Below are 14,292 nucleotides of genomic sequence, written 5' to 3'. Positions count from 1 at the left end.
TTGGAATATTTTACTGAAAAATACGCAGGGGATACGGCGAACTGCATCAGTTCAGCAGCTTTGCCGGGTCAAGGTACTGCTCACCCTGCAGTACTTCCAGATGGATATGCGTCTCCTCGGCGCATTCGTTGGGAATGCTGCCTGCACGGCCAAGTATCTGGCCCACACTCACTTCATCGCCGGTCTGCACCGTGGGGTCGGCAGTGCCGCACACCCGCCACAGGTGCCCGGCGTTGTCCTCGATGCACACCACACTGCCCCAGCGGCTATCGGTGTCCACAGCGGTCACCTTACCGGCGGCGGGAGCACACACCTGTGCATCCTGCGCACAGGCGTAGTCCACACCGTTGTGGGTGCGCCAGTCGCCAAGGGTGCTGCTGTACACCAGCTCATCGCCGCTGTAGGCGTTCAAGACCCTGCCCGAGACGGGCTGCGTGGAGGCAGGCGCAGCTGAACTGCTGGCAGGCGAGGATGCGCCCTGCAGTGCGGAGGGTTCGTGCACCAAACCAGAGCCAGACTGCGCCCCAGAAGAGGACGCAGAGGATGCGGGCTTGGGTACATTTGCCGCAGATTCTGCGGCGTCGGTCACGGGCTGCTGCCATACATCGTCCTCCTGTGGGTCAAGGGTGAGCTGCGGCTCCGGTGCAGGTTCTTCCTGCGGGGTCGTCAGGTCGTCGTAGCTCTTTTTCAGTTCATCCCGCACGGTGCGCACTGCCCACACGCCCGCCGCTGCGGCTGCGACGAGACAGGCCAGCAGTGCCAGTGTAAAGCCCCTGCTGCGCAAAAACTTTTTGATCTGCTCCATTGTCGTTACTCCCATCTGCTGCATTGTGTACGCATTGCTTCTGGGCTTAGTGTGGGACAGCAGGGCAGGTTTTATGCATTCTTTTATTTAAATGCCCTCCGCGTTGCTCTGGGCATATTTAGAGGAAATGATATTTTGTAATATAGCAGCCCAGCCAGACCTGCGGGTCTGGCTGGGCTGCACTTTCACAGGAGGGGCCGCAGCCGGAAAATGCATCTTCCCTCTGTGGCCTTCTGTGTTGATACCCAGAGCGAAGCGGAGGATATTCTAAATGATATTACCAAACAAAAAGGCCCTCCCTTTTCGGGAGAGCCTTTGCGGATCAAAAATCAGTTGCGGCGGCGGCTGTTTATGCCCAGCAGGCGCACAACATACAGGAAGATGTTGATGAAGTCCAGATACAACGTCAGTGCGCCGTAGATAGAAGCCTTCTCGGCCAGCTCGCCGTCATAGGCGTAGTAGGAGAACATCTGGCTCAGCTTCTGGGTGTCGTAGGCGGTCAGCAGCATGAACACCACCAGACCGACAGCGCTGTACAGCACCGTGGTAAGGAAGCTCATGCCGAACAGCATGCCCACAAAGCCGGTGATGATGAGCGCGAACAGGCCCATCATCAGCTTGGGACCCCAGCCGGACAGATCCTTGTGGGTAGTAGTGCCGTAGACCGCCATCAAGCCGAAGTACAGCGAGGTGGCAAGGAAGGCCAGCACCAGAGTGCCCAGATCAAATACCAGGAAGTAGTAGCTCAGCACCATGCCGTTGAGCAGTGCATAGGCAAAGAAGGTGGCTCTTGCACCGCCCACCGACATGTTCTGCACGCGGGAGCTGAGCACATACACCAGCACCAGCTCTGCGATGGTGAACACCAGATACAGCGAGTTGACAACGTACAGCAGCGGGGTAGCGGCTGTAACGAACGCCGCGGCAAAGGTGATGAGCAGGCCTACCGCCATCCAGCGATAGGTGCGGTTCATATAGTCAGCCGAGGTCATGGCAGGCTCCGTGTAGCCTCGATCGTAACCATTGTAATTGTAATCCATATGGGACTCCTCCAGTCTCTTTCTGCCGGAACACTTTTTTCTTGCTCCGGTCTACGGAATATAGTATACTGCATAGAAATGAACGTTTCATGAAAAAGGCTGTGATATTGTATGTCTCTTGGGCTTTATTTACACATTCCGTACTGTTTTTCCAAATGCAGATACTGCGATTTCTATTCCCATCCCGGTGAGCGCGGCGTACCGGAAGCTTATGTGGATGCTCTTTTGCGGGAGCTTGACCGCTTTGCGCCGGAAGCACCTCTGCAGCCGGACACCCTTTATTTTGGCGGCGGCACGCCCAGCCTGCTGCGCCCGGAGCAGGCAAAACGGCTGATCGATGCGGCCCGGCCGATGCCGGGGGCCGAGATCACACTGGAAGCAAACCCGGAGACGGTGACGGAAGAAAGCCTTGCAGGCTTCCGGGAGGCGGGTGTGAACCGCATCTCTTTCGGGGTGCAGTCTGCCCGGGATACCCAGCTGCGCACGCTGGGCAGGCCGCATACGGCAAAACAGGCGCGGGCTGCATTTGCCGCCGCCCGGCGCGCAGGGTTTACGAACATCAGCGGCGACATCATGCTGGCACTGCCGCACTACACCGAAGCCGAGTTTGACGAAACGCTGGAACTGATCGAGGGTGGTGGGGCTACCCATATTTCGGCATATCTGCTGAAGATCGAGCCGGATTCGGCCTTTGGTAAACATCCGCCCGAAGGCCTGCCCACCGGCGATGAAGCCGCCGATTTTTACCTTTATGCAGTGGAACAGCTGGAACACCACGGCTACAAACAGTACGAGATCTCCAACTTTGCAAAGCCCGGCTATGAGGGCAGACACAACCTCATCTACTGGGACTGCGGCGACTATCTGGGCCTTGGCCCGGCGGCGCACTCCTGCATGGGCGGCAGACGGTTCTACTACCCGCCGGACACCGCCGCTTTCCTGAACGATGCCGCCGCCCCGGTGATGGACGGCAGCTGCGGCGCAGAGGACTACCTTATTTTACAGCTGCGTCTGCGCAAAGGCCTTTCGCTGGATGCGTACAAAAAACTTTACGGGAAAGAATTTTCCACCGCACAGCTGGCCTTTGTGCAAAACTGCGTCCGGGCGGGCTATGCAAGCTTTGACGGCCGCACCCTTGCCCTGACCCCGGCGGGTCTCATCGTGCAGAACAGCATCCTTGCCCAGCTGTTGTAATTGGCAGAAATACGGCAACACATTGCTTTTGTGTGTCGATTCTGGTATGATATACTCGTATTATTAGGCGATGGGAGAGAAAACGGATGGCGAAAGTATTGATCGTCGGCGCAGGCGCGGCAGGGCTGATGGCGGCGGGTGCCGCCGTGCGGCAGGGGCATCAGGTGACGGTGCTGGAACACATGGACAAGCCCGGCCAGAAGATCCTTGTCACCGGCAAGGGCCGCTGCAATGTGACCAACGACTGCCCGGCAGAGGAATTTCTGCGCCATGTGCGCACGAACCCGCGCTTTCTGTATTCGTCGCTGGGAGCCTTTCCACCGGCAAAGACCATGGAACTGTTCGAGGGCCTTGGCGTGGAGCTGAAGGTGGAGCGCGGACGCCGGGTGTTTCCGGTGTCGGACAAGGCCGAAGAGATCCGGCAGGCTCTTTTGCGCTATGCGCAGGACGCCGACATCGTCCATGACGGCGCAAAAAAGCTGCTGCTGGAAGAGGTAACACCGGAGCCGGAAGCAGCTCCCGCCGCACCGGAAAACCCGCGCCACCCCAAAAAGAAAAAGGCAGGCCCGGCACTGCGGTGCATCGGTGTGCGGGGCACCTCCGGCCGGGAGTACCGGGCGGATGCCGTGCTGGTGGCCACCGGCGGCGTGAGCTACCCCACCACCGGCTCTACCGGCGACGGCTACAAACTGGCCCAGCAGGCCGGGCACACCCTCATCGAGCCGGTGCCCAGTCTGGTCAGTCTTGTGAGCCATGACGCGGACTGCAAAAAGATGATGGGCTTGGCGCTGAAAAACGTCACCCTGACCCTGTTCGAGGACAGCAAGGCCATTTTTGACGAGCAGGGCGAAATGCTGTTCACTCATTTTGGCATCAGCGGCCCGCTGACTTTGAGCGCATCCAGCCATCTGGGCGACATGAAAAAACACAAGTATCATGCGGAGATCGACCTGAAGCCAGCCCTCAGCGAGGAGCAGCTTTACGACCGCATCACCCGGGACTTTGCCCTGCTGGCAAACCACGCGGCGCAGGGCGCACTGGTCAAGCTTTTGCCCTCCAGCATGCAGCCGGTGATGGTGGCACGCTGGGGCATCGACCCGGCTACCAAGGCAAACCAGATCACCCGGGAGCAGAAGAGGGAGCTGGTGCAGCTGATGAAGCACTGGCGGGTGTCCATTGATGCCCGGGGCGATCTGGCCCACGCGGTGATCACCAGCGGCGGCGTGTCCGTGCGGGAGGTGGACCCCAAAACCATGCAGAGCAAAAAGGCGCTGGGCCTTTACTTTGCAGGCGAAGTGCTGGATGTGGATGCCTATACCGGCGGCTACAACCTGCAGATCGCCTTCTGCACTGCACAGGCATTTGCAAATCATCTGTAATTACAGATAAAACAATTTTAAATGCCCTCCGCGCTGCTCTGGGCATATTTATAGGAATAGATTTTTTTGATTTGTATTTTGAAAACGACTGCGGTCGTTTTCAAAATACGTTTTCACAAAAAGAGTTGTTGCCGGGATAGTCTCACAGACCGCTGCGCAACTGTTCCCAAAGGGAACGAGCAGCAATGCAGTTCTCCGTTACGACCCCATCCGGTGAAAATGTGTTTGGAGCGCTCCGCAGAGCGCAAAAATATTAAAATGATTTTCCGCTGAAGATGGCCACAGCGTGAGCAGAGGCCATTTTAAATCGTTCAGTTTAAAAAGGAGAGATACAACATGGTATCTGTTGCGATCGACGGGCCTGCAGGTGCAGGCAAATCTACGCTGGCACGCCGTCTGGCGGCTGAAATGGGCTATATTTATGTGGATACCGGTGCCATGTACCGCGCCATCGGCCTGTATGCCCTGCGCGCAGGCAAGGACCCCAAGGACAACGCAGCGGTCAACGCGCTGCTTCCCCAGATCGAGCTGCGGCTGGCCTCCATTGAGGGCGAGCAGCACATTTATTTAAAGGAAGAGGATGTGAGCACCGCCATCCGCACCGAGGCCGCAGGTATGGCTGCCTCTGCCGTGGGCGCAAACCCGGCTGTGCGCGCCTTTCTGCTGGAGCTGCAGCGGGATATGGCAAAGAAACAGGACGTGCTGATGGACGGCCGCGATATCGGCACGGTGGTGCTGCCGGATGCCACGGTGAAGATCTTCCTTACCGCCACGCCGGAAGCCCGCGCCACACGCAGGTGGAAAGAGTATCAGGCCAAGGGCATCGATACTCCCTATGAAGAGGTGCTGGCCGACGTGAAGCAGCGGGACTATCAGGACACCCACCGTGCCGCTGCACCCCTGAAGCAGGCGGACGATGCCGTGCTGCTGGACACTTCGGAGCTGGATTTTGAACAGAGCCTTGCTGCAATGAAGAAGATCATTGCGGAGAAAGTGAATAAAACGATAAAATGATATTATATTACATCTTAGTGCCCTTTGCGTGGCTTTTGTGGCATATCGGCTTCCGCATCCATGTAGAGGGCCGCGAAAACCTGAAAAAGGTGCAGACAAAGGGCTGCATCCTTGCGCCCACCCATGTCTCCGCCATCGACCCGGTGTTCATCGTGGTCACCCGGTGGGGCAGGCGGATGATCGTGTTCGCCAAGAAGGAACTGTTCGAGATCAACGCCCTGCTCACATGGTTCTTCCGCTGCTGCGGCGCGGTATGCGTGCGCGGCACAAAGGATGAAATGGCTGCCATTGAGCAGACCGTAGAAAAGTGCAGAAACGGCGAAACACTGCTCATCTTCCCGGAGGGCACCCGCGAAAAGGACGGGAAGCTTCTGCCGCCCAAGAGCGGACTGTTTGTCATTGCGGCGGGGGCCGGGGTGGACGTAGTGCCCTGCCGCATCCTGTACGATACGCCGGATGGAAAAATGCACCTGTTCTGCAAAGTACGGGTGATCTACGGCGAACCGATGCCTGCAGAGCAGTTTGCCATGGAGAGCCGCCGCGACACCAAAAAGCTGCGTGCCAATAAGCAGGCCCTGCTGGATGCGTGGGAAAAGATGGGGGCGTAAAAGATGGAGATCCGAGTTGCCAAAACGGCGGGGTTCTGCTTTGGTGTCAAGCGGGCGGTGGACCTGACCTATGGCCTGCTGAACGAAGGCTGCAAGGTGGCCACCCTCGGCCCGCTGATCCATAACCCGCAGGCTGTGGAGGATATGCAGAAAAAGGGTGCCCTTGTGGCGGATGCCATCGCCGATGTGCCCGCCGGGTACGAGGTGGTCATCCGCAGTCACGGCGTGCCGCGCACCGTGTACGACGAGCTGGATGCGCGCGGCATCACCTACCATGATGCCACCTGTCCCTTCGTGCAGAAGATCCAGCGCATTGCCGCCGAGGCCGAAAAGGCGGGAGCAGTGCTGCTGGTGGCAGGCGACAAGACCCATCCGGAGGTGCAGGGGATCGTGGGCCACACCCGCGGAGAGGTGCTCGTTTTTGCCGATCTGGCCGAGTTGAAGGCATGGAAAGGCCCCTCTGACCCGCAAAAACCCCTGTTTGCAGTTGCACAGACCACATTTCAGGTTACAAAATGGCAAGAAAGTTCGGAGTTTCTCAAAAAAGCCTATACAAACGCCCGAATTTTTGATACAATATGTAATGCGACGTGGGCGAGGCAACAGGAAGCGGAAGACCTCAGCCAAAAATGCGACATCATTGTTGTCATTGGCGGTCATCATTCTTCCAATACCCAAAAGCTGGTACAGGTCGCCGCAAAACACACGCGTGCCGTAACGGTCGAGACAGCGAGCGAACTTCGGCCGGAATGGTTTGCAGATGTTAAAGTGGCGGGCGTGACAGCCGGGGCTTCAACGCCATCGTCTATTATTGAGGAGGTACTTAACAGTATGAGCGCAGAAATCAATGACAGCATGAGCTTTGAGGAGATGCTGAATGCATCCGAGGAAAAGCGTGTTCATGCAGGCAGTATTGTGAAAGGAATCGTGACCAGCATCTCTGCCAACGAGATCCAGGTGGATATCGGAGCGAAGCAGACCGGCTTTGTCAAGCTGAGCGAGCTGACCGATGATTCCTCCGCCAAGGTCGAAGACCTGGTGAAGGTTGGCGATGAGCTGGACCTCATCGTCGAGAAGGTTATGGATCAGGATGGCGTCATCCAGCTCTCCCGCAAGAAGCTCGCATCTCGCAAGGGCATGGAAGAGATCGCTAAGGCCGCTGAGTCCGGCGAGGTCGTCGAAGGCGATGTCACCGAGTTCAACAAGGGCGGCGTTGTGGTCAACGTCAAGGGCGTCAAGGTGTTCGTTCCTCGTTCTCAGGCTACTATGCGCCGTGATGAGGACTACACCGCTCTGGTTGGCCAGCACGTTCAGCTGGTTGTCACCGAGTGCTCCGGCCGCAAGATCGTCGGCAGCATCAACAAGGTGACCGCTGAGCAGAACAAGGCAAAGCGTGAAGAGTTCTGGGCAAACGTTGAGGTGGGCAAGACCTACACCGGCGTTGTCAAGAGCCTGACTTCTTACGGTGCATTCGTCGATATCGGCGGTGTGGACGGTCTGTGCCACATCAGCGAGCTGAGCTGGAACCGCATCAAGCATCCCTCCGAGGTCGTCTCCGTTGGTGACACCATCGAAGTGTATGTGAAGGACATCGACACCGAGAACCACAAGGTCTCTCTGGGCTACAAGAAGGCCGAGGACAACCCCTGGGAGCAGCTGAAGAACAACTACCCCATCGGCAGCACCTTCCATGCTCCGGTCGTCTCCCTGACCAAGTTCGGTGCATTCGTCCGCATCCTGCCGGGTGTTGATGGTCTGGTCCACATCAGCGAGATCAGCAATGACCGCGTTGAGAAGGTCTCTGACGTACTGAAGGTCGGCGATATGGTCGATGTGAAGCTGCTGGATGTCGACTTCGACAAGAAGCGCATCAGCCTGTCTATGAAGGCCCTGCTGAACGACGACGCTGAGTAATCAGCCTTTCGTTCGGAAGAAAAGCTTCTGACACAATGCGATCAACAGCCCCGTTGCCGGGAAAACGGCGGCGGGGCTGTTTTTGTTAAGGAGAGAACCCTCTCAGTCACCTGCGGTGACAGCTCCCCCGAAGGGGAGAGCTTTTGGCAAAAGAGGGCAGGCTCGCCGCGCCCGCAATAAAACCTCGCCCTTCGGGAGAGGTGGACGCGAGCAGCGCGAGCGGACGGAGAGGGTTTGACGAACTATGATAAATTTTTTCAAGAAACACTGGGAAGTGCTGAGCTATCTGGTTTTCGGCGTGCTGTGCACCCTGCTGAACATTGTGCTGTATGCGCTGTTCAACAAGCTGTTTGGCTATACAGCCGCCAACAGCTGGGGCAATGTGCTGGATAACATCATCTGCATCCTGTTTGCCTACTGCACCAACCGCGCCTTTGTGTTCCGCAGCAAAACGCAAGGCAAGGCCATGGCGAGGGAATTTGGTGCATTCGTCACCTGTCGTCTGGGTACAATGCTGCTGGACACTGCAATTATGCTGGTGCTGGGCAATCTGCTGGCTGCGCAGGGTGCAGCGCTGATGGACGAGCTGATGCAGGGGGTGCTGAGCGTGGTGGCCCACTGGCTTGGCCCGGATACGGCCATCCAGATGGCAGCCTCCTATGCAGGCACACCGGCGGGGGTCACGGATGGCTCTGCCGCTATTGCCGTCATCGGCGGTGCAGACGGTCCCACGGCGATCTTCGTTACCAGCTGCTACAATGCGCAGGCACTGTGGGGCCTTGCCGTGAAGGTCTTTTCCAATGTACTGGTGATCGTGCTGAACTATGTGTTCAGCAAGCTGATCATTTTTAAGAAAAAGTAAGCAGAACCCTCTCAGTCGCCTGACGGCGACAGCTCTCCCGAAGGGCGAGCTTTTTTGCAGGAGAAGAAAAACTTCTCCTCCGAGCATAAAGCTCCCCCATTCGGGGGAGCTGGCATCGAGCGTATGCGAGATGACTGAGAGGGTTTTACAAATCATCAACACTTTAGGAGGTACGGTTTTATGAAGCGTGGTCTGAAAGGTTTTGCATTTCTGGTTTCCGGTCTGGTGCTGGGCATCATTGGTGCAACGGTCTCAGCAACTGCAATTGCCCTGAGTGCTGTCGGCATGGCAAAGGTGCGCCGTGCCAGCAAGTAAAAAGGAGAAACAAACATGACTCGTGAAGAAATTCTCTCCCATGTCGATCACACCCTGCTGAAGCCGGAGGCCACCTGGCCCCAGATCCAGACCCTGTGTGACGAAGCCATTGCAAACCACACCGCATCCATCTGCATCAACACCTGCTACGTCAAGCAGGCGGTGGAGTATATGGCGGGCCGCATCCCGGTATGCTGCGTGGTAGGCTTCCCTCTGGGTGCCATGGATACCGCCAGCAAGGCGTTTGAAGCCAAGACTGCCATTGAGAATGGTGCCGCCGAGGTGGATATGGTTATCAACATCGGCCGCCTGAAGAACAAGGAGTACGATGCCGTGCGCGAGGACATCCGCGCCGTGAAGCAGGCGGTGGGCGACAAGGTCCTGAAGGTCATCATCGAGACCTGCCTGCTGACCGACGAGGAAAAGGAAAAGATGTGCGATATCGTCTGCGAGGCAGGCGCGGACTACATCAAGACCAGCACCGGCTTCTCCACCGCAGGCGCAAACTTCCACGATGTGGAGCTGATGGTCAAGGGCGTGCATGGCCGCTGCAAGGTCAAGGCTGCCGGCGGCATTTCTACCGTGGAGGACATGGAAACCTTCCTTGCGCTGGGTGCTGACCGTCTGGGCACCTCCCGCGCTGTCAAAATTCTGAACGGCGAGCAGGCAAAGGGCTATTGATCTTTCTGCGAAAAAAGCAATTATAAATAATATTTCCGCAGAACAGAACCAGAGCGCACGCGGAGGCTGTTCTGGATCGTCTGGTTTTCCCAAGGGCCGCTGCACAAATTGCTGTGCAGCGGCCCTTTTTGATGCCAAGCCTTGCAAGCAGAGCGCGGCAGGGTATATAATACAGATAGATACTGTATAAAACAGGGGCTGTCTGCCTTGTGGGATAAGGCGGGCAGGGGAGGAAATGCAATGAATATACCCGAGATCCTTGTGGCCAATGGCACAGGGGCGGTGCTGGTATGCTTTCTGTTTCTGCTGCGGGTGCGCGGCGAGAGTAAAAACAGTGTTGGAAGTGAGCTGTTCTGCCGGATGCTGGTGGTGACTCTGCTGGCACAGGCAACAGAGACGATCAGCTTTCTGCTGGACGGCGTGCCCGGCGCGGCAAGCCGGTTCTGGCTGTACCTCATGAACACCGTCTGCACCGGCGCTGCCGTGAGCGTGGGCTTTGCGTGGTGTTTGTATGTGGACTTCCGGGTCTACCGCAGCACCGGACGCCTGTGCAGAAGGCATCTGTTTCTGGGCGCGCCGCTGCTGGCTGTTCTGGCGCTGCTGGCGGCGAACCTTTTCGGCACAGGATGGATCTTTACCATCTCCGCGGACAACGTTTACCATCGCGGTCCGCTGAACAGTTTGCTTTACCTGCTGCTGTTCGGCTATTATGCCGAGAGCGTGTGGCAGGTGCATAAGGCCAAGCGCGATGGCGTTACGGTGGAGTTTTTCTCGGTGTACTACTTTGTGATCACCTGTGCGGTGGGCACGGTGCTGCAGGGTGCGTTCTACGGTATGGCCTTCGGCTGGCTGTCGGTGGCCATCGCCTTTGTGTTTGTGGACAGTCAGCTCCGCAGTCTGCGCAGCTATATCGACGAGCTGTCCGGCCTGTTTGGCCGCAAGTACATGAACTACTGTCTGGAGCGCATCCACGCCACGCAGGAAAAGGATATTTACGGCATCATGATGGACGTGAACTGCTTCAAGGAGATCAACGACACCTACGGTCATGGTGCGGGCGACCGCGCCATTCAGGAGATCGGTCACATCCTGTCCGGGGCCCTGGTGGCAAACTCGGTAGCTATCCGCATAAGCGGCGATGAGTTCATGGTGCTGATCCGGCACGGCTCGGAGGAGATCCTGAATAAGATCTGTGCCGCCATCGAGCAGCGGGTGCAGCGCTATAACGCCGCCGCCCCGGCGGGCAGCTTTCAGCTGTCTTTCTCCACCGGTGTGGCAAAGTATGAGGGCGGCAGCGTGGAGAAATTTCTGGTGGAACTGGACGAGCGGATGTATGCGGAAAAGCGCGCCTTCCACGCCGCCCGGAACGGCCATGCCGTACCGGAGCAGGGGAACGCTCCATCAATTTCAGAATAATGTCTAAAAAGAGTGATACTCTTCTTGACAATCTGACGAAGCAATGATAGAATACTGAACGTACCAACTGAATACCGACTTATCAAGAGCGGCTGAGGGGACAGGCCCTGTGAAGCCCGACAACCTGCGCGTGAGCGCAAGGTGCCAAATCCTGCGGGAAACCGAGAGATAAGAGTGCAACGCTCAGAGCTTTCGGGCTCTGGGCGCTTTTATTTTTCGCGCAAAAAAGCTTGAACGGAATGTTGGAGCAAGAAATACACACCCTGCTGTAAAAACTTTAGGAGGCAAAACAAATGGCAAGACACCTGTTTACTTCTGAGTCCGTCACCGAAGGACATCCCGACAAGATCTGCGACCAGATCTCGGATGCCATTCTGGACGAAATTCTGACCCACGACCCCGATGCCCGTGTGGCCTGCGAGACCTGTGCATCCACCGGCCTTGTGCACATCATGGGCGAGATCACCACCAACTGCTACGTGGATTTCCAGAAGGTCGTCCGCGAGGTGGTGGCAGATATCGGCTACACCCGCGCAAAGTTCGGCTTTGATGCCGACACCTGTGCCGTCATCTCCAACATCGACGGCCAGAGCCCCGACATCGCACTGGGCACCAACGATCAGGTGGGCGGCGCAGGCGATCAGGGCATGATGTTCGGCTATGCCTGCGATGAGACCCCGGAGCTGATGCCTATGCCCATCAGTCTGGCTCACAAGCTGGCAAAGCGCCTGACCGAGGTGCGCAAGAACGGCGAGATGGACTATCTGCGTCCGGATGGCAAGAGCCAGGTCACTGTGGAATACGATGAGAACAACAAGCCCGTGCGTGTGGATGCTGTGGTCATCTCCAGCCAGCACAGCGAGAGCGTGAGCATGGAACAGCTGCGCGCTGATGTGATGGAAAAGGTCATCAAGGCCACCATCCCTGCCGAGCTGCTGGACGAGAACACCAAGTACTACATCAACCCCACCGGCCGCTTCGTTGTGGGCGGCCCGCAGGGTGACACCGGCCTGACCGGCCGCAAGATCATCGTGGACACCTACGGCGGCTATGCCCGTCACGGCGGCGGTGCCTTCTCCGGCAAGGACCCCAGCAAGGTGGACCGCAGCGCTGCCTATGCGACCCGCTGGGTGGCAAAGAACATCGTGGCTGCAGGTCTTGCCAAGCAGTGCGAAGTGCAGGTGGCCTACGCCATCGGCGTGGCAAAGCCTGTGTCCATCATGGTGGACACCTTCGGCACCGGCACCGTCTCGGATGAGAAGATCGAGCAGGCTGTGGAGAAGGTGTTCGACCTGACCCCCGCCGCCATCATCCGCGAACTCGACCTGCGCAAGCCCATCTACCGCAAGCTGGCCGCATACGGCCACATGGGCCGCGAGGATCTGGGCGTGAAGTGGGAGAACACCGACCGCGTGGATGCCCTGAAGGCTGCGGTCGCTGCCCTGTAAGCGGAACACAAAGCACCTATCGCAATCATATAAAATAAGAAGGCATCTGCAACGATCGCTGCTGAGCTTCTGAAGCTCAGCAAATTTGCTGCAGATGCCTTTGTTTTTGCGGCTCTGCCGGGGAGGGCGAACGAGCGAAAACAGCAGAATCTCCGCTGCCGGCACACTGCATTTTTATCTCCCGGAAGAGCGATCCCGGCAGACTGCTCAGACAAAGAAAAGTCTTACTTTTCCACGGAAATCAGCCGAAATTTGCGAAATGGCAAAGAATCGGCTGTCTTTTTGTCGAAAACACACATTCTCTTTGAGAAAAAAGAAAAACAGCTGTGCAAGGCGCAGAAAATCCTGACATGAAACAAATTGATATGGCAGAATCGACGAAATGTGATAAAATAAAACTAGATATGCGCTCTTGTGTGCATGATACGGATCGTAAACAGCAATAAGGAGTTATGACTATGTCTATTGAAATTTCCCCGAAGTCGTTCTTTGAGCAGCCCAGCGTGGCAGATATGCGGCTGATCTCCTGCCCCGGTGCAGAGGAACTGACCGGCCTGATCGACAAGCATCTGGTCCGCTGGGCCAAGGCTGCCGGAATTGACAAAGAGACCTTCATTATTCCTTGCGACTGCCCCCGCTTCCAGAGTGGCGATGCCAAGGGTCTGGTGAAGGAGTCGGTGCGCGGCGACGATATCTTCATCGTGGTCGATCCCGGCAACTACAGTGTGACCTACAAGCTGTTCAACTACGAGAACCACATGTCTCCGGACGATCACTTCGCCAACCTGAAGCGCCTGATCCAGGCAGTGGCCGGCAAGGCACACCGTGTGTCGGTTATTATGCCCAGCCTGTACGGCGGCCGTCAGCATCGCCGTGTGGTGCGCGAAAGTCTGGACTGCGCTGTGGCCTTGCAGGAGCTGCAGACCATGGGTGTGCGCAACATCATCACCTTTGATGCTCATGACCCCCGCGTGCAGAACGCTGTGCCGCTGATGAGCTTTGATAATGCAATGCCCACCTATCAGGTGCTGAAGAGCCTGCTGAAGAAGGACCCGGACCTCTCCTTTGATAAGAGCAAGTTTACCGTGGTCAGCCCGGACGAGGGCGCCATGAACCGCAACATGTACTTCTCCAGCGTGCTGGGCTGCAATCTGGGCATGTTCTACAAGCGCCGCGACTACACCCGCGTGGTGAATGGCCGCAACCCCATCGTTGCCCACGAGTATCTGGGCGAGAGCGTGGAAGGCAAGACCGTCTTTATCGCAGACGACATCATTGCTTCCGGCGAGAGCATGCTGGAGGTCGCCAGCAACCTGAAGGAGCGCGGCGCTGCCAACATCATCGCCAACGCCACCTTCCCCCTGTTCACCAGCGGTCTGGAGAAGTTCGACAAGGCTGTGGCCGAGGGCAAGCTGACCTATGTTGTGGGCACCAACCTGACCTACCGGATGCCTGAGCTGCTCACCCGCGACTGGTATGTGGATGTGGATGTTTCCAAGTACGCTGCATACTTTGTGGTGGCTCTGAACCACGACATGTCTGTTTCCAGCATCATCGATCCGCTGAAGAAGATCGAGAATCTGCTGGCAAGCCGCAAGTAAGTTTAATACGAAAAA

The 14,292-nt window shown here is 57.2% G+C and carries 13 protein-coding genes and 1 riboswitch; of the genes, 11 read left to right on the top strand and 2 right to left on the bottom strand.

Annotated elements, in window-relative coordinates:
* Positions 1–46: 46 nt before the first annotated feature.
* Entirely contained in the window at positions 47–805 is a 759-nt protein-coding gene (locus tag DWY76_RS08605) for a M23 family metallopeptidase (RefSeq protein WP_165852595.1), read from the bottom strand.
* A 329-nt stretch (positions 806–1,134) separates the two neighbouring features.
* Positions 1,135–1,845, bottom strand: a complete 711-nt coding sequence (locus DWY76_RS08600) for a Bax inhibitor-1/YccA family protein (RefSeq protein ID WP_120080950.1) — start codon at positions 1,843–1,845, stop codon at positions 1,135–1,137.
* 111 nt (positions 1,846–1,956) lie between these two features.
* Between DWY76_RS08600 and hemW the strand changes: the two genes are divergently transcribed.
* The 11 genes from hemW (at position 1,957) to DWY76_RS08550 (ending at position 14,277) form a co-directional block, all read left to right on the top strand.
* Positions 1,957–3,039, top strand: coding sequence for a radical SAM family heme chaperone HemW (hemW, locus tag DWY76_RS08595; protein WP_120080948.1), 1,083 nt, complete (start codon positions 1,957–1,959; stop codon positions 3,037–3,039).
* Positions 3,040–3,125: 86 nt separating this feature from the next.
* A complete protein-coding gene (locus DWY76_RS08590; protein WP_120080946.1) occupies positions 3,126–4,418 on the top strand; it encodes an NAD(P)/FAD-dependent oxidoreductase in 1,293 nt (430 codons plus the stop codon).
* 336 nt (positions 4,419–4,754) lie between these two features.
* Positions 4,755–5,432, top strand: coding sequence for a (d)CMP kinase (gene cmk / locus DWY76_RS08585; protein WP_097781510.1), 678 nt, complete (start codon positions 4,755–4,757; stop codon positions 5,430–5,432).
* Entirely contained in the window at positions 5,429–6,040 is a 612-nt protein-coding gene (locus DWY76_RS08580; protein WP_005944723.1) for a lysophospholipid acyltransferase family protein, read from the top strand. Before cmk ends, DWY76_RS08580 begins: the two co-directional genes overlap by 4 nt.
* 3 nt (positions 6,041–6,043) lie before the next feature.
* A complete protein-coding gene (locus DWY76_RS08575; protein WP_120080944.1) occupies positions 6,044–7,954 on the top strand; it encodes a bifunctional 4-hydroxy-3-methylbut-2-enyl diphosphate reductase/30S ribosomal protein S1 in 1,911 nt (636 codons plus the stop codon).
* A gap of 244 nt (positions 7,955–8,198) precedes the next feature.
* Entirely contained in the window at positions 8,199–8,816 is a 618-nt protein-coding gene (locus DWY76_RS08570) for a GtrA family protein (protein WP_120080942.1), read from the top strand.
* A 180-nt stretch (positions 8,817–8,996) separates the two neighbouring features.
* Entirely contained in the window at positions 8,997–9,131 is a 135-nt protein-coding gene (locus DWY76_RS14515) for a hypothetical protein (protein WP_005944717.1), read from the top strand.
* A 15-nt stretch (positions 9,132–9,146) separates the two neighbouring features.
* A complete protein-coding gene (gene deoC / locus DWY76_RS08565; RefSeq protein ID WP_120080940.1) occupies positions 9,147–9,812 on the top strand; it encodes a deoxyribose-phosphate aldolase in 666 nt (221 codons plus the stop codon).
* Positions 9,813–10,052: 240 nt separating this feature from the next.
* Positions 10,053–11,228 (top strand): GGDEF domain-containing protein, encoded by a 1,176-nt coding sequence (locus DWY76_RS08560; RefSeq protein ID WP_120080938.1) that lies wholly within the window; start codon positions 10,053–10,055, stop codon positions 11,226–11,228.
* Positions 11,229–11,304: 76 nt separating this feature from the next.
* A riboswitch (SAM riboswitch) is annotated at positions 11,305–11,403 on the top strand.
* A 118-nt stretch (positions 11,404–11,521) separates the two neighbouring features.
* A complete protein-coding gene (metK, locus tag DWY76_RS08555; RefSeq protein WP_120020500.1) occupies positions 11,522–12,676 on the top strand; it encodes a methionine adenosyltransferase in 1,155 nt (384 codons plus the stop codon).
* Positions 12,677–13,134: 458 nt separating this feature from the next.
* Entirely contained in the window at positions 13,135–14,277 is a 1,143-nt protein-coding gene (locus DWY76_RS08550; protein WP_044954082.1) for a ribose-phosphate pyrophosphokinase, read from the top strand.
* Positions 14,278–14,292: the final 15 nt, after the last annotated feature.

The organism is Faecalibacterium sp. AF27-11BH (assembly GCF_003603005.1).
Classification (GTDB): Bacteria; Bacillota; Clostridia; order Oscillospirales; family Ruminococcaceae; genus Faecalibacterium; species Faecalibacterium taiwanense.
Note: the sequence above shows the minus strand (reverse complement) of the source record. Positions and strands in the feature narration are given on the sequence as shown.